General features: G+C 69.9%; 16 protein-coding genes. 6 read left to right on the top strand and 10 right to left on the bottom strand.

Annotation, left to right across the window (positions count from 1 at the left end; all coding sequences use genetic code 11):
* Positions 1–44: 44 nt before the first annotated feature.
* Together NFC98_RS13030 and NFC98_RS13025 are read left to right on the top strand one after the other, a co-directional pair.
* On the top strand, positions 45–1,220 hold the full coding sequence (locus NFC98_RS13030; protein ID WP_254275361.1) for an ATP phosphoribosyltransferase regulatory subunit: 1,176 nt from the start codon (positions 45–47) through the stop codon (positions 1,218–1,220).
* Between the two features lie 100 nt (positions 1,221–1,320).
* Complete coding sequence (locus NFC98_RS13025) at positions 1,321–2,616, top strand: adenylosuccinate synthase (protein WP_183331603.1); 1,296 nt, start codon at positions 1,321–1,323, stop codon at positions 2,614–2,616.
* A 111-nt stretch (positions 2,617–2,727) separates the two neighbouring features.
* Here the strand turns inward: NFC98_RS13025 and NFC98_RS13020 are convergent, their stop codons facing one another.
* From NFC98_RS13020 to NFC98_RS12985, 8 genes are all read right to left on the bottom strand, one after another.
* Entirely contained in the window at positions 2,728–5,406 is a 2,679-nt protein-coding gene (locus NFC98_RS13020) for a tetratricopeptide repeat protein (RefSeq protein ID WP_254275360.1), read from the bottom strand.
* A gap of 37 nt (positions 5,407–5,443) precedes the next feature.
* The gene (locus tag NFC98_RS13015; RefSeq protein WP_254275359.1) at positions 5,444–6,727 is read right to left on the bottom strand and encodes an alginate lyase family protein; all 1,284 of its coding nucleotides are present in this window, start codon (positions 6,725–6,727) and stop codon (positions 5,444–5,446) included.
* A gap of 32 nt (positions 6,728–6,759) precedes the next feature.
* On the bottom strand, positions 6,760–7,653 hold the full coding sequence (locus tag NFC98_RS13010; RefSeq protein ID WP_254275358.1) for a polysaccharide lyase: 894 nt from the start codon (positions 7,651–7,653) through the stop codon (positions 6,760–6,762).
* A 62-nt stretch (positions 7,654–7,715) separates the two neighbouring features.
* On the bottom strand, positions 7,716–9,230 hold the full coding sequence (locus NFC98_RS13005) for an HlyD family efflux transporter periplasmic adaptor subunit (RefSeq protein WP_254275357.1): 1,515 nt from the start codon (positions 9,228–9,230) through the stop codon (positions 7,716–7,718).
* A gap of 17 nt (positions 9,231–9,247) precedes the next feature.
* Positions 9,248–11,185: a glycosyltransferase gene (locus NFC98_RS13000; RefSeq protein WP_254275356.1), complete on the bottom strand. Its 1,938-nt coding sequence runs from the start codon at positions 11,183–11,185 to the stop codon at positions 9,248–9,250.
* Positions 11,186–11,194: 9 nt separating this feature from the next.
* Entirely contained in the window at positions 11,195–12,541 is a 1,347-nt protein-coding gene (locus NFC98_RS12995) for a UDP-glucose/GDP-mannose dehydrogenase family protein (protein WP_254275355.1), read from the bottom strand.
* A 358-nt stretch (positions 12,542–12,899) separates the two neighbouring features.
* Positions 12,900–13,499: a cob(I)yrinic acid a,c-diamide adenosyltransferase gene (gene cobO, locus NFC98_RS12990; protein ID WP_254275354.1), complete on the bottom strand. Its 600-nt coding sequence runs from the start codon at positions 13,497–13,499 to the stop codon at positions 12,900–12,902.
* 68 nt (positions 13,500–13,567) lie between these two features.
* Positions 13,568–15,064: a RimK family protein gene (locus NFC98_RS12985; protein WP_254277845.1), complete on the bottom strand. Its 1,497-nt coding sequence runs from the start codon at positions 15,062–15,064 to the stop codon at positions 13,568–13,570.
* A 169-nt stretch (positions 15,065–15,233) separates the two neighbouring features.
* Here NFC98_RS12985 and NFC98_RS12980 point away from each other — a divergent pair, with 169 nt between their 5' ends.
* The 4 genes from NFC98_RS12980 (at position 15,234) to pepN (ending at position 19,467) form a co-directional block, all read left to right on the top strand.
* On the top strand, positions 15,234–15,725 hold the full coding sequence (locus NFC98_RS12980) for an N-acetyltransferase (RefSeq protein ID WP_254275353.1): 492 nt from the start codon (positions 15,234–15,236) through the stop codon (positions 15,723–15,725).
* 39 nt (positions 15,726–15,764) lie between these two features.
* A complete protein-coding gene (locus NFC98_RS12975; protein ID WP_254275352.1) occupies positions 15,765–16,250 on the top strand; it encodes a YajQ family cyclic di-GMP-binding protein in 486 nt (161 codons plus the stop codon).
* Between the two features lie 123 nt (positions 16,251–16,373).
* A complete protein-coding gene (locus NFC98_RS12970; protein ID WP_254275351.1) occupies positions 16,374–16,754 on the top strand; it encodes a YbaN family protein in 381 nt (126 codons plus the stop codon).
* A 79-nt stretch (positions 16,755–16,833) separates the two neighbouring features.
* Complete coding sequence (gene pepN / locus NFC98_RS12965) at positions 16,834–19,467, top strand: aminopeptidase N (RefSeq protein WP_254275350.1); 2,634 nt, start codon at positions 16,834–16,836, stop codon at positions 19,465–19,467.
* Positions 19,468–19,539: 72 nt separating this feature from the next.
* On the opposite strand, the gene NFC98_RS12960 is transcribed toward pepN, so the two are convergent.
* On the bottom strand, positions 19,540–19,827 hold the full coding sequence (locus tag NFC98_RS12960) for a hypothetical protein (protein ID WP_254275349.1): 288 nt from the start codon (positions 19,825–19,827) through the stop codon (positions 19,540–19,542).
* Positions 19,828–19,846: 19 nt separating this feature from the next.
* Positions 19,847–20,233 carry a CBS domain-containing protein gene (locus tag NFC98_RS12955; RefSeq protein WP_254275348.1) on the bottom strand — a complete coding sequence of 129 codons (387 nt, stop codon included), beginning with the start codon at positions 20,231–20,233 and terminating at the stop codon, positions 19,847–19,849.
* Positions 20,234–20,259: the final 26 nt, after the last annotated feature.

The following is a 20,259-nucleotide window of genomic DNA, read 5'->3' as shown; positions in this document are numbered from 1 at the left end:
TTCCGTTCACCCCTGGCCATTCATTGTCTTGCTGGATGATTCACATGACCATCGCTGACCGCTGGCTGCTGCCCGACGGCATGGACGAGGTGCTGCCTCCCCAGGCGAGCCGCATGGAGGAGCTGCGCCGGGCACTGCTCGATCTCTACCATCGCTGGGGCTATGACCAGGTGATGCCGCCCACCGCGGAGTTCCTCGACTCCCTGCTCACCGGTACCGGCTCCGACCTGGCCCTGCAGACCTTCAAGCTCACCGACCAGCTCACCGGCCGCATGATGGGCATCAGCGCCGACGTGACTCCCCAGGTGGCGCGCATGGATGCTCACTCCCTGAAGCGCCAGGGGCCGGTGCGGCTCTGCTACTGCACCAATGTGCTGCGCGCCACCGCCGACCAGCATCAGGGCGGCCGCAGCCCGGTCCAGGTGGGGGTCGAGCTGTTCGGCCATGCCGGCCTCGAGGCCGACCTGGAGATCCTGCACCTGGCGCTGGCGAGCCTCGCCGCGGCCGGGGCGCGGGAGATCCACCTGGCGCTGGGCCATATCGGCATCTACCGTAGCCTGGTACAGGCCGCCGAACTGGATATCGACCAGGAGCGGGCGCTGTTCGAGGCGCTGGAGCTGAAGTCGCCCGGCGAGCTGGCCGCCAGGGTCGCCGAGAGCGTGGCGGACCCGGCGCTGGCCGAGATGTTCATGGCGCTGGGCCGCCTGCACGGGGGTGTCGAGGTCCTCGACGAGGCCCGCGAAGCCTTCGCCGAGGCTCCCGCCGCGGTGGGGGCGGCGCTGGACCAGCTGCGCTCCCTGCATCAGGGAGTGATGGCCGCTCATCCCGAGGTCGAGCCCTACTTCGACCTGGCCGAGCTGCGTGGCTACGCCTACCACACCGGCATGATGTTCGCCGCCTACGTGCCCGGCTACGGCCAGGCCCTGGCCAAGGGCGGGCGCTATGACGATACCGGCCGCGCCTTCGGCCGGGCTCGGCCGGCCACCGGCTTCTCCATGGACCTCAAGCAGCTGGCCACCCTGGCGCCCGCCGAGCCGCCCCGCGTCGGCATCTGGGCGCCGGCCGAGGGCGAGGGGCTCGGGGAAGCGGTGCTGGCGCTGCGCGAGCAGGGCGAGCGGGTGGTGCAGGCCCTGCCGGGGCAGCGCACCGGCCCGGCCGAGCACCGCTGCGACCGCCAGCTGGTGCTGGCCGATGGCCACTGGCAGGTGACGGCACTGTAACTGACTGAATCGGGCTGGCCGGGTGTGACCACGCCGGCTCGCTGCAGCGAACCAAGGGCGCGACGCGAGCCGGCGCGCAGCAACGAGAGACGAGAGACCAATGGGCAAGAACGTAGTCGTACTGGGCACCCAGTGGGGTGACGAGGGCAAGGGCAAGGTCGTCGACCTGCTCACCGAATCCGCCTCCGCGGTGGTGCGCTTCCAGGGCGGTCACAACGCCGGCCACACCCTGGTGATCGACGGCGAGAAGACCGTCCTGCACCTGATCCCCTCGGGCATCCTGCGCAAGGACAAGACCTGCGTGATCGGCAACGGCGTGGTGCTGTCGCCCGAGGCGCTGATCAAGGAGATCCGCGAGCTCGAGGCCAAGGGCGTGCCGGTGCGCGAGCGGCTGCGCCTGTCGCCGGCCTGCCCGCTGATACTGCCCTACCACGTGCGCCTCGACCAGGCCCGCGAGAAGGCGCGTGGCGTCGCCAAGATCGGCACCACCGGGCGCGGCATCGGCCCGGCCTACGAGGACAAGGTGGCCCGCCGCGGCCTGCGCCTGGGCGACATGCTGCACCGCGAGCGCTTCGCCTCCAAGCTCGGCGAGGTGCTGGACTACCACAACTTCGTGCTGGTCAACTACCACGGTGAAAAGCCGGTGGACTTCCAGCAGGTGCTGGACGAGGCCATGGAGATGGCCGAGGAGCTGCGTCCCATGGTGGCCGACACCGTGGGCCTGGTCCATGACCTGCGCCGCGCCGGCGAGAACATCCTCTTCGAGGGGGCCCAGGGCTCGCTGCTGGACATCGACCACGGCACCTACCCCTTCGTGACCAGCTCCAACACCACCGCCGGGGGCACCGCCACCGGCTCCGGCGTCGGCCCGCTCTACCTGGACTACGTGCTGGGCATCACCAAGGCCTACACCACCCGGGTCGGCTCCGGACCCTTCCCCACCGAGCTGTTCGATGACCACGGCCGCCACCTGGCCGAGCGTGGCCACGAGTTCGGGGCCACCACCGGTCGCCCGCGCCGCTGCGGCTGGTTCGACGCCGTCGCCCTGCGCCATGCGGTGCAGATCAACTCGGTCTCGGGCATCTGCCTGACCAAGCTCGACGTGCTCGACGGCCTCGAGAACATCCGCGTCTGCGTGGGCTATCGCAGCAAGGATGGCGAGGTGCTGGACACGCCGGTGGACTCCGAAGGGTACGAGGCCATCGAGCCGCTCTACGAGGACCTGCCGGGCTGGAGCGAGTCGACCCTGGGTGCCAAGCGGGTCGAGGACCTGCCGGCCAATGCCCGCGCCTACATCAGCTACCTGGAAGCGAAGGTGGGCACCCCCATCGATATCATCTCCACCGGTCCCGACCGCAACGAGACCATCGTGCTGCGCAACCCCTTCGACGGTTGACGCGCAGGCCAGCGCGGGCGGCGAGTGCCGCCCGCGCTGGCCCGTGACCATGCAGAAGGCCGGCACTGGGTGCCGGCCTTCTGCATGAGTGGCCACGGTGTCACCGGGGCATCACCGCGCGGCGGCCATGTCGTCGGAGATCAGCTCGTGGAGCGTCTCGAGGGCCATGTCGCTGTCGGCCTCCATCACCTCCTCGAGCCACAGCAGCGCCTGCTCGCGGTTGGCGCTCTCCAGCCCGTTGGCCTCGAGATAGGCCTCGGCCAGTGCCAGCCGAGCGCTGGAGTGGCCTTGACGGGCCGCCTGGAGCAGGTAGTCGGCTCCCTGGCGGGTGTCGCGCTCCAGGCGCTCGCCGCGCAGGTACTCGCGGCCCAGGGTGGCCTGGGCGCCGGGGTGGCCCGCCTCCGCGGCGTCGTGCAGCAGCTCCCGCCCGCGCTCGATATCCTCGGGCATCCCCTCCTCGCCGCGCAGCAGGATCCGCCCCAGGTTGGCGCGCGAGGAGAGATCGCCGCTCTCCACCGCCACGTCCAGCCACTCCCGGGCCCGGGCCGGGTCGGCCTCGACGCCGTTGCCCTCCAGGTAGGCCTGGCCGAGCAGCCGGGCGGCATGGGGGTTGCCGCCCTCGGCGGCGGGGCGCAGATAGTCGAGCCCCCGCTCGGCATCCGCCTCGACGTACTCGCCGAGCAGCAGGGCACGGCCCAGGGCCAGGCGGGCACCGGCATGGCCGGCATCCGCGGCGCCCTGCAGCAGGGTCATGCCGCGCTGCGGGTCGCTCTCGAGCAGCATCTCGCCGACCTCCGCGCGCGCGCCGGTGTGCCCGGCATTGGCGGCGCGCTCGAGCCAGGCGCGGGCCGCCTCGGGATTGGCCTGGACCCCCTCGCCGTTGAGGAAGGCCCGGCCCAGGTCCGCCATGGCTCCCGGGTGGCCCGCCTCGGCGGCTTCGATCAGCGCATTGATGTCGCCCTGGGCGCCCCGGTCGCGGTTGACCCCGACCATCGCGTCATCGGCGGAGGCATGGCCGGCCTCCCGCGCGCGCGTCAGCCAGCGGGTCGCCTCGTCGAGATCCCGCGGTACGCCGCTGCCCTCGCGATAGGCGCGGCCCAGCACCACCATGGCGTAGGCGTCGCCCTGGCGGGCGGCCTGCTCCAGCAGGGCATGGCCGCGCTGCGGCTGCTCCTCCAGCGGCCCGGTGAGGTAGGCCTCGCCCAGCGAAGTCATGGCGGCGGTATCGCCGGCCTCGGCCGCCTGCTCGAGCAGCGCCTCGCCGCGGGTGGGGTGGAAGGGCACCACCTCGCCCTCCAGGTAGGCGTCGCCCATCAGGCGCAGGGCGCCCTCCTGGCCCTGTTCGGCGGCCTCCCTCAGCAGCGCCTCGGCCCGGCGGCCGTCGGCCGGCACGCCGCGACCCGCCAGGTAGGCGGCGCCGAGCTGCTGGGTGGCCCAGGGGTGGCCGAGCTCATGGCCACGCTCGAGATAGTCGACGGCCAGCCAGGGCTGGCTGGGGACCAGGGCGTCGTCCAGGTAGAGCGATCCGAGGTGGGCCAGGGCCAGGGGATCGTCCTGCTCGGCCCCCTCCTCGAGCAGCGCGATGCCGCGCCTGACCTCGGGTGGCGTGGAGAGGGCATTGGCGGCCAGGGTGGTGGCGGGGTCGTCACCGCTGCCGTCCAGGCCCATCGGCGCGGCCTGTTCGCGGGCTTCCTCGATCAGGGCCGCCCCGAGGATCACCCTGGCGTCCACGGAGCCGGCCTCCACCGCGTCCTCCAGCCAGCGCTTCGCCTCCGCCGGACGGGTCGGCCCCACGTCGGGATCCAGCAGGGCCTGGCCCAGGCGGGTCATGGCATCGACGTCACCGCGCTCGGCGGCCTCCTCGAGCAGCGCCATGCCCTGCTGAGGATCGCCACCACGCAGCAGCGCCGTGCCGGCGTGGCCCAGGGCATCCTCGTCGCCGGCCTCGGCGGCGCGGACCAGCCAGGCCTGACGCTGCTCGGGCTGGTCGCCGAGCAGTCCGTCCGGCGCGTAGAGCCCGGCAAGCCGGCGCATGGCCCCGGTGTCACCACCGGCGGCCTGGTCCTCGAGCACCGCCTCCAGGCGTTTCGCGTAGTCCATGGCGCGCTCGGGGGCCGTCTCCCGCCAGCCGTTCGGACCGTGGGCCTCGGCCAGGGCCTCGAGGGCATTGGCGTCGCCCCGCTGGGCGGCCTGCTCATAGAGCTGCTGAGCGCGCTCGTGATCGGGGCCGATCTGCTCGCCGCCCTCGGCGAGCAGGCCGGCGAGGATCGGCTCGGCCCGCTCCACTCCCTCCTTGACCGCCTGGTCGAGCAGATGGAAGGCGAGGCGCTCGTTGCGCTCGACGCCGTCACCGGCCAGATAGAGCTCGGCGAGCTTGAGCGAGGCCTGGCCGCGGATCGCCGACGGGGTCTCGATGGCGCGGCCGTAGAGCCGGGCCGCCTCGGCGGGGTCTCGCTCGACCCCCAGGCCGTCATCGTGGAGCTTGGCCATCTCGTAGAACGCCGGCGGGATGTGCCGGGCCATCAGCGGCTCGAGGCGCTCGATGGCCTCGGTGTGGCGTCCCTGCTCGATGAACTCCTGGGCGCGATTGATCTGCTGCCAGTCATCGCCGGAGATGTTGGCCTCCGGGCGCCAGCCGAACCAGTCGCTGTACTCGGCCGGTACCTCGCCCTGTGGCGCGTCGGTACCGCTCGACAGGCCGGCGCTCCCGCAGCCGCTCAGCAGGGCCAGCAGGGCGAGGGAGGCCGTCAGTCTCGAGGGCGTGGAGAGGGGTGTCCGGGTCTGGGTCATGGGAAGGTCCTCGGCGTCGGCAGAAGGAGGGCGGGCGTCACGACTCGCCGAGACCCCGGAAGGCCTCGGTCTGGCGCTGCTCGTCGTCCTGGAAGATATGCGTCTGGGCATCGGGTGGCATGAGGTAGAGGGTCATGTACCCGCCGGCACTGCGGTTGTAGAGCGGCCGCACCCGATGCACGAAGTCGGCGACACGGGGGTCGTCGAAACGGGCCTGGTAGATCTCCATCCAGGTGAAGTATTGCGGGTCCTTGAGAAAGCCCGTGTACTGCTCGAGGGGGGCGAAGTCGCCCAGCGCGGCCGGGTCCTCGAGGATCCTGAACAGGAAGTCGACGCCGTCATGGAGGGTGTTGCCGTCGACCTCCAGGTCGAAGATCTCCTCGTATCCCTGGCGGGCGATCACCTGCATGTTGGTCACCAGGTAGAGCAGGGCATAGTTCTGGTAGTGGGTGGCACGGCGCCCGCGGTTCACCTCGAGGGGCAGGGCCCCCTCCTCGGTCATGTCGTGCAGTGCCGAGTGGATGGCACTGACCCCGAAGCGGAACAGCTCGTCGTCCTCGGTGATCACGCCGATGATGCTGCCGTAGAGGGCACGACGGTAGAAGTGGTTGTTGCAGCAGCTGTTCTCGGGCTCGCCGGGGATGTCGGCATGCTGGTGGGCGAGCCCGTTCAGCCAGTCCTCCAGGCGCGCCCGCTCCTCTTCCAGGCCCTCCACGAAGGGGCGCACCGTGGCATAGGCCATGCCGGCGGCGAACAGCATCGACTCGGTGGCGAACCAGGCCTGGGGCTGGGTGGAGTCGTAGTGGAAGTCGGTGAGCGCCTCGGCCTCGGCCCAGTGACCCAGGTAGCGGACCAGGCAGTCGGCATAGTAGGTATCGCCGCTGGCGACGAAGGCGCCGGCCAGCATCGAGACGTTGTCCTCGAAGCGGAACAGCGGCTCCGAGGCGAGCTCCCACTCCTCCGGATTGGGGTAGTACCCCGGGATGCGCACCCGGGTGGTGATGGGCTCGTAGGCCAGCAGCTGCTCGCAGCTCGGCCCGCGGGCGAGCTCGTCGATCTCCTGCAGCAGGATGGCGTTGTCGGTGGCGTCGAGCTCGGCCATGCGCTTGGCCACGTCGAAGTAGCCGGCGTCCGGGTCGCTGACGCGATACGCCGAGAGGTCGAGGGCCTCGCGCTCCTCGCGGCCGAGCAGCTCCTCGGCCCCGGCGCCGCCGGCGAAGCCGGCCAGCAGCAGCGACAGGGCCAGGCGGCTCAGCCATCGGCTCGGGGCGGGGCGTCGGTCCTCGGGCAGGGGCTTGCACAGGGGCTTACACAAGGTCATGGGGGCGTCCCGTAAAGCGCAAGGGTGGTGAGTCATGGCGTCGGGGCATGCAGGCGGAAGGCGGCGAAGTCTACGTGCTGGTCGCGGGGCGTTCGCCACTCCCCGCCGGTGCCGCCGAAGAAGGTCGAGAACATCAGGCCGTCGATGGTCAGCTCGGGGGTGGTGCGGAAGACCAGATCGGCCTGCTCGAGCACCGGCTGGCCGTCGATCCACACCCGGGCCACGCCGTTGGCCTCTCCCGGGTCGTTGAGCAGCAGCTCCTGCTCCACGGTCACCCAGCGTCCGGCAGGGAAGCTCCAGGCACCGCGGCCCAGGGACTCGCCCTCCCGGTCGACCACGTAGGGGTAGAGCTCGCCCTGGCCATGCTCGCGCCACATCAGGCGCATGGAGAAGCCGCTCTGGCCGTCGACCTTGTCGCCGCCGCTGGGGGCGTCGCCACCGTAGAGGCCCGGGAGCTTGCCGCCCTTGACGAAGTCGAAGCCCTCGGCGAAGCGCACCCGGTAGCTCAGGCAGACGCGCTCGGCGCCGGCCAGCGCCGCCGGCTCGGTGTAGAAGCCCGCGCCGCCCCGGGGCTCTTCGCCGGGCGACGAGCTGCCCGCGGGGTAGTGGACCCGGAGGCCGGGCTCGTCGAGGCCGGTCTGGCCGATGCCGAGGCGCTCGACGTTCGCCTCGGTCCCCCAGTGGCGGCGGGTGTCGAATCCCTCGCGGATCGCCTCGTGGCCGCTGGCGGCGGCGCCGGGGCGCGGGGCATCGACCTCGGCGTAGCGGGTCGAGCAGGCCTCGACCCGGGGGATGGACGGTCGGGCCTCGGCATCGCCATCGGCCAGCACGGCGCCGGGGGCGAGGGCCGCCATGGCCCCCGCCAGGGCGAGGCCGATGGCGGGGCGCCGGGGGCCGGAGGAAAGGAGAATCGGGTGCTGTGACATGGTGCCTCCTCGGGGAGTACGCCCGCGACCGTCCGGCGGCCGCGGGAGGGGGGTGCAGGCTGTCAGGCGTCGTCTTCCTGCATGGCGGCGCGGTAGATGCGGTCGCCGAACTGGATCACCGCGCGGGCGCCCTGCCAGACCCACTCGGCGGTGGCGCCCAGCAGCGGCGCCTCGGTGAAGCGCACGTCCACCGGCTGGCCGACGCTCTGGGCGGGCAGGTCGCGCTCGGGGACCAGCAGCACGCTGGCGACGTTCTGCTGCTGGCGGACCCAGCTGGGGAAACCGGCCCGCGGCTGGCGCTCCACGTCGAGGGCGACGTTGCGTACCCGGGCGCGGATCGGACCGGAGGCGTCGGGCAGCGAGATATAGGCGGTCTGGTTGGGTTCGATGCGATCGATGTCCTGCATGTGCACCAGCGCCTCGACCATCACGTCGTCCTCGCCGGTGCGGATCAGCGTCATGATCCGCTCGCCCTCGTTGATGTAGGTGCCGTCGGCGCTGGAGAGCGCCCACGCCACCAGGCAGTCGCAGGGGCTGTAGATATCGTTGCTGGCCTTGCGCGCCTCCAGGGCGGTGATGCGCGAGCTCTCATAGTCCCGGGCGGTCTCGAACTGCTCGATACGCGCCCGGGCGATCTCCGGCGAGACCGCCTCGAAGGAGAGGGTGTCACCACTGGCCGGCTGGGCGGAATTGGCCAGGCTGACCTCCTGGCTGCCGGAATCGAGGTGCTCCTGGAGGTTCTCGATCAGCCGGTTGTTGTAGCGCTGGGCGGCGTCGGCCAGGATCAGGTCCGACTCCAGGTCGCTGTTCTCGACCCGGGTCAGGCGCGCATCCCGCTCCACGCGGTCGCCGGCCTGGAGCTCATGGGCGGCGAGGATGCCGGGCCCCGGGGCACGGATGTCGATCCGCGGCGCGGTCACCGCGGCGAAGCTCGGCTCGATCATCATGAAGTTGCGGTAGGCGGTGGCGGCCACCACCAGCGCCAGCAGGCCGATGGCGGCGAACAGCAGCACGTAGCGGCGACCGCGATGACGCGGCCGCGAGGCGGGCAACGGCTGGCTCACGCCGGCCTGACGCTTGCGCGGCGTCTGGGGATCCTCGCCGGCCATCAGCGCCTCGACGCTCGCGGTGCGTCCGCTCAGGCAGCTGCGTATCACCTGGCGCAGCAGCTCCCGGTGGGGCGGCTCGATATCGGTGATCTCGAAGCCGACCGTGTAGCCACGGCCGTCACGGTCCGGGGTGACGCGGCGACATCCGGCATGCACCGGGATGATCAGCTCGGTGGCGCCGGCCGTCATCAGCAGCGAGGCCGACAGCGGTTCGCCGGGCTGGTAGGCGCGCTCGGTGTGCATCGCGAAGCCGCCCAGCGAGACATCCACGCCGTTCAGGGTAGTGCCGTCCGCCAGCCTCACCCGGAAGGGCGGGGAGACGCGGATATGGCGGCGCTCGTCGCGGCGCTCGTGATGGATCCGGTCGCCGCGGGTCTGGCGCTCGTGATCCCGGGCGCTGCCGGGCATGCCGCCGAGCGTCGGTTCGTGTCGATCCTGGTCACGCGGATCGGAATAATGGTCAGCCATCCGTTGGTTCTCCTTGCTCAGGGGCCGGCCGTCGTCACGGCCTCCATGACGGGGTCGTTCTCGACCCTGAGGCGTACGTTGACGAGGGTCAGGCGCTGCTGGTCCAGGGTCAGGGTGCAGCCCGCATCGGGGGGGCAGCGTGTGGTGTCGGCCAGGGGCTCGCCGTCCGGTCCCGTGATGCGCTCGGCGACCCCGGGGGTCAGGGAAAGGGTGCTCGAGAGCAGGCCGTGGGCGCCGTCGATCCGCTCGGCGCGGACCCGCTGGCGGGCCAGGCGGTCGAGCAGCGCCTCGTTGACCCGCAGCTGTCCCTCGGGAAGCTGCACGGTGCCGCCCTCGGGCAGGGTGGTGATCACCTGGGCGAGCCAGCGGTTGGCGTTCTCGGCAGGCTGGGTGGCCCCGTTGCCCAGGTCCCGGGCGATGGCCAGCGACATCCGGTCGGGGGGCTGAAGCACCCCGGTGGAGAGGATCAGCACGAAGAGCAGCGCGCCGTAGGCAAAGCCGTGCAGCACATGGCCCATGCGCCGCTGGCGGCGAACGGCAACCGGGTCGTCGGGCTCGCCGGCGGAGATGCCCTGGCGAGACCACTTCTGGCGGTTGAAGCGGAAACTCACGTAGGTCTTGAGGATCGCCCCCCACACCTGGTTGTAGTAGATCAGCGGGATCCACAGCAGGCTGAAGCGTCCCCGCTGCCAGGCCAGGATCAGGGTGGCGATGCCGCGGGTGAAGAGGATCCACAGCAGGTAGGCGAACAGGAACGAGGGACGCACGAACAGCGTCACCAGGATCGCCACCGTGGGGCCGATGAGGGTGGTCCACATGGAGAGCCGCTGGTCCACCAGGCTCCACCAGGCGAACAGGCCCATGGGGCGCGGCCCGAGGCCAATGGCTCGGTTGCTGGTACGCAGCATGTTGCCGTACCAGCGCCGCATCAGGTCGGTGGTGGAGGCGAAGAAGCGCCGACGGTCGGGCAGCTCCTCATAGCCCGAGACGTAGACGTCGGGGATGTAGCGCATCCGCCAGCCGTTCTTCAGCAGCCAGAACCAGGTCGACTTGTCGTCCCCGGAGAGGAACTTGAAGCGGCCGAAGCGCCAGTGCTCGACCTGGTCGTTCTCGACCAGGTCGATGAAGTCCGGCTGCACCGCCAGGTCGGCGCGGAAGGCGCTGTAGCGGCCGGTGAGCACCAGCAGCCGCCGGGAGACCGACAGCGAGCTCATCACCAGATGGCGCTGGGCATAGCGCAGGTCATACCATTCGCGGGTGGCATCGTTGCCGGTGACGATGGCGCTGTTGTTGGTGGTCAAAGCGCCGAGCCCCGGGTCGGCCTGGAAGAACGACAGCGAACGCCGCAGGGTACCGGGCTCCAGGCGGATGTCGCCATCCATGGAGACCAGCAGGGCGCCCGGGGCGGGCAGGCGACGCGAGATCGCCCGCAGCACCTCGGCCATGGCCGAGCGCTTGCCGTCCCCCTTCTGGAACATGTAGCGGACCTCGACGTGGTCGGGCCAGCCGTGGTCGTCCAGCACATGGGTGATCACGTCGACATCGGTGCGGTCCGAGATCGAGGCGAACAGGACGGTGGGCACGCCGTAGTCGACCAGTTCGCGCACCAGGGCATCGTAGACCCGGAAGTTCACCTCCCCCTCGATGCGGTAGGAGGTGCAGAGCACGTAGAGCTCCGGCGGCCGGGAGTGCTCGGCCGCCGCATCCGCCTCGGCGCGCAGACGCGGGAAGATGCGGCGGTTGTACCACACCGAGCGTACGGCCTGGACCAGCCACCAGGTGTAGCGCCAGGCGCCCACGGCCCCGATGGCGAAGAAGAAGCTCTTCGACTCCGGGCTGAATACCTCCGAGGGCAGCTCGACGATGATCACCACCAGCGCGGCCAGGATCAGCACCAGGGTGGTGAGTTCCGTCACGCGGCTGGCGACGGAGCGATCGACGGGTGGTTTCGACATCACGCTGCCTCAGGCCACGACGGGCCGCACGGAGTCGCCCCGGCCGATGGCGTAGTAGGCGAGCCCGGCGGCCTTGACGCTCTCGGGAAGGAAGAGGTTGCGGCCGTCGACCACCACCGGCTCGCGCAGGGTGTCGCGCAGCTGGGCGAAGTCGACGGTGCGGAACGCCTTCCACTCGGTGCAGATCACCAGCGCATGGGCGCCCTCCAGGGCTTCGTCGCGGCGCGCGCTGATCACCAGATCGTCGCGCTGGCCGTAGAGCCGGCGACACTCCTCGGCGGCCTCGGGGTCGAAGGCCTGGACCCGGGCACCGGCCTCCCACAGCGCTTCCATCAGCGCGCGGCTCGGCGCCTCGCGCATGTCGTCGGTGTTGGGCTTGAAGGCCAGCCCCCACAGGGCGATGGTCTTGCCGGCCAGCTGGCCGTCGAAGGCCTCGCAGAGCTTGTCGAAGAGCTTGCCCTTCTGGCGGGCATTGACCCGCTCCACCGCGCCGATCATCTCGGCCGGATAGCCGGCGGCCTCGGCGGTGTGGGCCAGCGCCTTGACGTCCTTGGGGAAGCAGGAGCCGCCATAGCCGCAGCCGGGATAGATGAAGTGATAGCCGATGCGCGGGTCGGAACCGATGCCGTGGCGCACCTCCTCGATGTCGGCCCCCAGGCGTTCGGCCAGGTTGGCGATCTCGTTGATGAAGCTGATCTTGGTGGCCAGCATGGCGTTGGCCGCGTACTTGGTCAGTTCGGCGCTGCGCACCGACATGAACATCAGCTTGTCCTTCTGGCGGTTGTAGGGGCCGTAACACTCGCGCATGGCGCTCCTGACGCGCGCCGATTCGGTGCCGACCACGATGCGCGAGCCACGCGAGAAGTCCTCGATGGCCGCGCCCTCCTTGAGGAATTCCGGGTTGGAGCAGACGTCGAAGGGCAGCTGCACCCCGCGACGGTCGAGCTCGGCGGCGATCACCCGCTCCACCTTGCTGGCGGTGCCCACCGGCACCGTCGACTTGTCGACGACGATCCGATAGTCGGTCATGTGATGGCCGATGGTCTCGGCGACCTTGAGCACGTGGCGCAGGTCGGCGCTGCCATCCTCGTCGGAGGGGGTGCCCACGGCGATGAACTGCAGCAGGCCGAAGGCCACGCCCTCGGCGGCATCGGTGGTGAAGCGCAGGCGACCGGCCGCCTGGTTCTGGCGGATCAGGCTCTCCAGGCCGGGCTCATAGATCGGCACCTGGCCGTCGTTCAGCCTGGCGACCTTGTCCGCGTCCACGTCGACGCAGATGACATCGTGGCCGACGTCTGCGAGGCAGGCGCCGGTCACGAGTCCCACATAACCGGAACCGAAGATGGTAATCCTCATGGTCGTCGTTGCTCCTTGCTGATGGGCCTCTCCCTGCCGGTCGCACCATGCCGATCGCGGCAGGGCGGCGGGCGGTGGCGCGACAGGGGGCCGGGTCTAGGGGGCATGCGACCACTCCTGGCAGCAACAATCAGGCCAGGTTGGAAAAGTCTTTTAATTTCAATGGATTGTTAGGGAAGGCGAGGCGGCGTCGCCGAGGGTCAACGCCCGGACCGTCGCCTGGCGACGACAGAACGAGCGAGACTGGCAGGAAGGCAGGGAGAACAAGGGGTTGGGCTGTTGCCGTTCGGCAACGGTGGCCCGGGGATAGGTGGCAAATTGCTGAAAATAAACGTGTTTTCAGGCTCTGTCCGGAGGGTCAGTAATCGATACCGCGGCGGGCCTGCACGCCCGCGTTGAAGGCGTGGCGGACCTCCTGCATCTCGGTGACGGTGTCGGCCATGGCGACGAGTTCGCGGTGGGCGTTGCGGCCGGTGACGATCACCGACTGCTCCGGCGGGCGGTGCGCGATGGCGCGCTTCACGCTCTCGATGTCCAGGTAGCCGAACTTGAGCATGTAGGTGAGCTCGTCGAGCACCACCAGGTAGACCGAGGGGTCGGCCAGCATGCGCTCCGCCTCGGCCCACACCTTGCGGCAGGCGGCGGTGTCGGCCTCGCGGTTCTGGGTGTCCCAGGTGAAGCCGGTGGCCATGATGGCGACCTCCAGGTTGGGGTCCTCCACCAGCCGCTCGCGCTCCCCGCACTCCCACAGTCCCTTGATGAACTGCACCACGCCCACCTTGTAGCCATAGCCCAGTGCCCGGGTGACGGTACCCCAGGCGGCGGTGGTCTTGCCCTTGCCGTTGCCGGTGAAGACCAGCAGCAGGCCGCGCTGCTCGGTGGCGCTGGCGACCTTCTCGTCGACGCGGGCCTTGAGCTTCTGCATCGACTGCTTGTGGCGGGTATCGCGATCGTTCATCAGGGCTCCGTGTCCTGTACAAGGCTTGTCAAGGAAAGCCGACAGCATACGCGAGCCTCGGCCTCGCGTCAGCTCCCCTGGCGCACCCGGGCCTCCATGCGGGCCAGGAACACCGCCATGATGCGATCGTAGAGGGCGCTTCCCAGCACCGCGTCCTCGATGCCGGCATCCACGTTGGGGTTGTCGTTCACCTCGATCACCACCACGCGCTCGCCGGACTGCTTGAGATCGACGCCATAGAAGCCGTCGCCGATCAGGCGGGTGGCCTTGAGCGCGGCCTTGATCACCGCCGGCGGCACCTCGGCGGGGTCGTGGGTGGTGAAGCCGCCGCTCTTCACCCGGGCGCCGGAGTGGTCGTAGATCTGCCAGTGCCCGCGGGCCATGAAGTAGCGGCTGGCGAACAGCACCTGGCCATCGAGCACGCCGATGCGCCAGTCGTACTCGGTGGGCAGCCACTCCTGGAGCAGCAGCAGGGCGGAGTCCTCGAACAGGCGGGCGCTCTCGCGCTCGAGCTGGGTCTGGTCGGTCACCTTGACCACCCCTCGGGAGAAGGCGCCGTCCGGCACCTTGAGCACCAGCGGGAAGCCGAGGTGGCCGATCCGCTCGGCCAGCGGGCGGCGGTCGCCGCGCTTGAGCAGCACGCCCTCGGGGGCCGGCACGCCGCGGGCCCGCAGCAGGGCGTGCAGGTAGACCTTGTTGGTGCAGCGCAGGATGTCGCGGGGCGCGTCGATCACCACCAGCCCCTCGTGCTCGGCCAACCGGGCCATGCGGTAGGTGTGGTGGTCCAGCGCCGTGGTCTCGCGGATGAACAGGGCGTCGAACTCGGCGAGCCGGGCGGCGTCGCGGCGGGTGATCAGCGAGACGTCGATGCCCAGGCGTCGCCCGGCGCGAATGAACGCCTTCAGGGCGCTGCGGTTGCTGGGGGGCAGCGCCTCCCCGGGGTCGACCAGCATCGCCAGGTCGAAGCGGTAGCGCCGGCGCGCCTTGGGGGTACGCCACACCTGGCGCGAATGGCGGTTCAGGGCGCTGGCGAACAGGTCCTGCTCGTCGAGGGTCAGGTCGCGTAGGCGCACCGGCCGCAGGCGCGCCAGCCGCCAGAGGTCGTGGCGCCGCACCAGCCTCGCCTCGAGCAGCGGGCAGGGCAGGCGCTCGAAGAGCTTGCGGGCGAGCCGGGCCAGCGCTGGCTCCCGGCACTCGCCGAACAGTACGCGGAGGGTCAGGCTGTCGCCGGTCAGCGAGCCCTGGCGGGCCAGCTCCCCCAGCAGCGGAGCCAGGGTGTCGAGCTGCAGGTCGATCAGCGCCTTGCGGGACAGCTCGTTGAGGGTCTCCACCGTGGGCAGCACCCGCTGGCCGCGGGCCTGGGCGAGCAGCGACACGTAGTAGCCGGTGCCCAGGTAGTCGAGCTCGCTGCACAGGTTGATCACATGGGTGGTGCGATCCGACGCCTCGGTGACCCGGTGGCGCCGGTCCTGGGCCAGGAAGTCGTCGGCGGTGATCAGGTCCTCGGAGGGGTAGTAGGGGTGCCAGTCTTCCAGGCGGTCGACGACGATGCGCAGCGGGCACATGGCAGGGCTTCCGGATGGGGCGGCGGCGTGCCGCCGGATGGCCGCCAGCATGCCCGTGAGCCGGGCCATGGACAAGTCGCCCGGGGGGTGAAAAGATTTCATGATCCGCCGCGCTGACAGCGGCCCCGGGCATGATCACAATCGGCGCGGGACGTTCCGGAGAGAGACGATGACCACCACGCTGCGCCAGGCCCGAGGCCAGGACCTGGATGCCCTGCACCGCCTGGAGCAGGGCGCCTTCGAGGGCGACCGCTTCACCCGCCGCCAGTTGTGGCACCTGCTCAACCGCGCCCACGCCGAGACCTGGGTCATCGAGCGCGAACCGGAGGGCGACTCCCCCGGGCGGCTGCTGGGCTACGGAACCCTGCTGTTCCGCCACGGCAGCCGCCGCGCCCGGCTCTACTCCTTCTGCGTGCATCCCGAGGTCCGCGGGTCGGGGCTCGGCCGCCACCTGCTCGAGACCCTGGAGGCCGCGGCCCGGGCGCGCGACAGCGAGCGTCTCGGGCTCGAGGTGCGCGCCGACAACCGGGTGGCGCTGGGGCTCTATCGGCGCATGGGGTTTCGCCTGGAGCGCTGGCTGCCGGACTACTACGAGGACGGCTGCGCCGGCTGGCAGATGGTCAAGGAGCTCGAAGCGGCGGCGCTGGCGCCCCGGGGCTGATAGAATCCCGGCGTCTTCCCATCACCTTCAGGAGCCGCCATGCCCTCCTTCGATATCGTCTCCGAATTCGACGGCCACGAGGCCAGCAACGCCGTGGACCAGGCCAACCGCGAGCTGCAGACCCGCTTCGACTTCAAGGGCGTCACCGCCGGCTTCGAGCTCAACGGCGAGACCGTCTCGCTGGAGGCTGAGGTGGACTTCCAGCTCAAGCAGATGCTCGATGTGCTGCGCAACAGGCTCATCGGTCGCGGCATCGATGCCCGCTGCATGGACGTCCAGGAGCCGGTGCTCTCCGGCGTGCGCGCCCGTCAGGAGGTGAAGCTCAAGCAGGGGCTCGACCAGAAGGAGGCCAAGGAGATCGTCAAGCGCATCAAGGAGTCCAAGCTCAAGGTTCAGGCACAGATCCAGGGCGAGAAGGTGCGTGTCACCGGCAAGAAGCGCGATGACCTGCAGAGCGTCATGGCGCTGCTGCGTGGCGAGGGCGGTCCCGACCTGCCGCTGCAGTTCGACAACTTCCGCGACTGATCCCCGCGGCGCCGGGCCTGCCGGCGAGATAGCCCGCCCCGCCCGGTGGCCATAGGCGATCGCGATTGGCCAGCGCCGCCCGGCTGCGCTTCAATGGAGGTATCGCGACGCAGGGAGTGCCCGATGTCCTCGATTCGACGCCTGTTCTTCCTGGCCATCGCCTGGCTGAGCTTCGGCCTGGGGGTGGTCGGCGTCTTCGTGCCGCTGATGCCCACCACCTGCTTCATGCTGCTGGCGGTGTGGGCGGCCTCCCGGGGCTCGCCGCGCTTCGCCCTGTGGATCCGCGAGCACCCGCGCTTCGGGCCCACCGTAGTGGCCTGGGAGGGCGAGCGGGCCATCCCCCGCCACGCCAAGTGGCTGGCCGCCGGCATGCTTGCCTTCTCGATGCTGGTGCTGGCGCTGACCGTGGGGGCGATGTGGCTCAAGCTGGCGCTGATCGGCGGCCTGTCGGCGCTGGGCCTGTGGATCATCACCCGTCCCGAGCCCGCCCTGGGCAGGGAGTGACCCCTTCCTTTCGATAGCACTTTGAGACCGGGGGCGCGGCCGCCGTACAATGGTCGCATTTCCGACAGGAGCATCCCGAATGTCCGACCCCCAGGCGACCCATCTCAGCGACTACCGTCCCCCGGCCTACCTCGTCACCCGTACCGAGTTGACCTTCGACCTGGACCCCGCGGTCACCCGGGTCAAGGCGCGCCTGCATCTGGAGCGCCACCCCGAGCGTGAAGCCGGCCTGCCGCTGACGCTCCACGGCGAGCAGCTCGCGCTCAAGGCCATTGCTCTGGATGGCGAGCCGCTGGAGGTGGACGAGTATGAGATCGACGCCACCGGCCTCACCGTTCACCGGGTGCCGGAGCGCTTTCACCTCGATACCGAAGTGGAGATCGCCCCCGAGGCCAATACCGCCCTGGAGGGGCTCTACCAGTCGAACGGCATGTATTGCACCCAGTGCGAGGCCGAGGGCTTCCGACGCATCACCTACTATCCGGACCGCCCCGACGTGATGGCCACCTTCTCCACCACGGTGATCGGCGACGCCGAACGCGAACCGGTGCTGCTCTCCAACGGCAACCCGGTGGAGCGGGGCACGCTGCCGAACGGGCGCCACTTCGTCACCTGGGAGGATCCGCATCCCAAGCCCAGCTACCTCTTCGCGCTGGTGGCCGGCGACCTGGAGAAGGTCGAGGACAGCTTCACCACCATGAGCGGGCGCGAGGTGACCCTGCAGATCTGGGTCGAGGAGGAGAACCTCGGCAAGACCGACCACGCCATGGCCTCGCTGAAGCGTGCCATGGCCTGGGACGAGCAGGCCTATGGCCGCGAGTACGACCTGGACCTGTTCATGATCGTGGCGGTCAACGACTTCAACATGGGCGCCATGGAGAACAAGGGGCTCAACATCTTCAACTCGGCGGCGGTGCTGACCCATCCCCACACCGCCACCGATGCGGCCTTCCAGCGGGTCGAGAGCATCGTCGCCCACGAGTACTTCCACAACTGGTCCGGCAACCGCGTCACCTGCCGCGACTGGTTCCAGCTCTCCCTCAAGGAGGGTTTCACGGTGTTCCGCGACCAGTGCTTCTCCGCCGATACCAATTCGCCGGCGGTCAAGCGCATCGAGGACGTCTCCTTCTTTCGTACCGCCCAGTTCGCCGAGGACGCCGGGCCCACCGCCCATCCGGTGCGCCCCGACCACTACATCGAGATCGGCAACTTCTACACCCTGACCATCTACGAGAAGGGCGCCGAGGTGGTGCGCATGCTGGCCAACCTGGTGGGCGAGGAGGCCTTCCGGGCCGGCAGCGACCGCTATTTCGCGCGCTTCGACGGCCAGGCGGTGACCATCGAGGACTTCGTCGCCTGCATGGCCGAGGCCTCGGGGCTCGACCTGACCCAGTTCATGCGCTGGTATGACCAGGCCGGCACGCCGGAGATCGACGCCCACGGCGAGTACGACTACGCCAACGCCGAGTACCGCCTGATCCTGCGCCAGCGCACCCCGGCCACTCCCGGCCAGCCCGACAAGCAGCCGCTGCACATCCCGGTGCGCCTGGGCCTGGTGGGTACCAAGAGCGGCCGCGACCTGCCGCTGACCCTGGAGGGCGAAACGCTGGGCAGCGATGCGGTGATCCACCTGCGCGAGGCGGAGCAGGAGTTCCTGTTCACCGACGTCTCCGAGGCGCCGGTGCCCTCGCTGCTGCGCGGCTTCTCGGCCCCGGTGAAGCTGCGCTTCCCCTACGGCCGCGAGGATCTGGCCTTCCTGCTGGCCCATGATGGCGACGGCTTCAACCGCTGGGACGCCGGCCAGCGCCTGGCCATGCTGGCGCTGGACGACCTGATCGCCGCCCACCGCAACGGCGTGGAGAAGGTCATGGACACCCGCGTCATCGAGGCCTTCCGCGGCCTGCTCACCGCCGAGACCGACGACCGGGCGGTGCTCGCCGAGATGCTGACGCTGCCCAGCGAGGCCTACATCGCCGAGCAGCAGCCGCTGGTGGATGTCGACGCCATCCATGCCGCCCGCACCTTCGTCAAGCAGGGCCTGGCCACGGCGCTGCGGGACGACTTCCTGCGGGTCTATCGCGAGAACCGTCTCGACGAGCCCTATGCCCCGACCCCGGCGCAGATCGCCCGGCGCAGCCTGAAGAACGTGGCGCTCTCCTACCTGTTGGCCATCGAGGACGAGGAGGGGATCGAACTCGCCCGGGAGCAGTTCGAGGCCGACCACAACATGACCGACGTGCGCCACGCCCTGACCCTGCTGACCCACAGCAGCCGCGACGAGCTCAGCGAGCCGGCGCTCAGGGCCTTCGGCGAGAAGTGGGCCCACGATACCCTGGTGATGGACCAGTGGTTCGCCATCCAGGTCACCCGCCCGCAGCCCGACGTGCTCGACCGCGTGAAGTTCCTGATGGCGCATCCGGCCTTCTCCCTGAAGAACCCCAACAAGGTGCGCGCGCTGATCGGTACCTTCGCCGGCCAGAACCGGGTCAACTTCCATCGCCTCGACGGCGAGGGCTACCGCCTGCTGGCCGACGTGGTGATCGAGCTCAACCGCCTCAACCCGGAGATTGCCGCGCGGCTGATCACCCCGCTCACCCGCTGGGCGCGCTTCGACGAACAGCGCCAGGCGCTGATGAAGGCCGAGCTCGAGCGTATCCGCGCCGAGGAGCTCTCGCCCAATGTCTTCGAGGTCGTCGAGAAGGCTCTCGCGTGATCTGAGGGTATCTTGCAGGTATCAATAAAAGCGCCGCCCCTCGGGGCGGCGCTGTCGTATCGGGCGTGGCAATCAGTAGATGAGCCAGCTCAGCACCATCACCCCCAGCAGCAGCCACACCAGGGTGGCGACGACGGCCCGTCGCATCAGCGCCCGGAAGGCCTTCCAGAGCATCCACAGCCCGATCACCAGCACCACCAGGCTGACCAGCGACGGCGAGATGCCCAGCGAGGAGGAGAGGCCGTGGAGGAAGCCGCGGGCGGAGTCGCCGATATTGGCGAAGAAGCCGGTCAGCAGGTCGACGACGAAGCGGATGATCTCGCCGAGGGTCCTGCCGATCCAGGTGAAGAAGTCTTCCATGTCGAAGGGGTTCCCTGGCTTACTCGATCAGGTCGAGAACGGTACCCACGATATCGTCCATGGTCACCAGGCCGACCAGGCGATTGTCGTCCAGCACCAGCACCCGCTTGACGATGCTGTCGGTCATCAGCCGCGCCACGTGGCGCACGTCCAGCGACTCGCCGACGCCGATGGCCGGCTTGGCGCAGACGTCATAGACGTTGATCAGGTCGATGTCGCCGTTCTCGGCGACGATCGTCTTGAGGATATTGGTGTAGGTGATCAGCCCCCAGGCGTCGTGGGGGTCCTGCTGTTCCACCACCAGGCACTTGAGGTTGTGCTGCTTCATCAGCGCCAGGGCGTCGCGCAGGGTGGCGAAGGGTGACACCGTCACCACGTCGCGCATCATGATGTCCTTGACCAGCATCGTCTCTCTCCGTCAGTGGGTGGCGC

The sequence above is a fragment of the Halomonas sp. 3H genome, from assembly GCF_024206005.1.
Classification (GTDB): Bacteria; Pseudomonadota; Gammaproteobacteria; order Pseudomonadales; family Halomonadaceae; genus Halomonas; species Halomonas campaniensis.
This window is presented reverse-complemented; position numbering and strand designations above follow the sequence as displayed.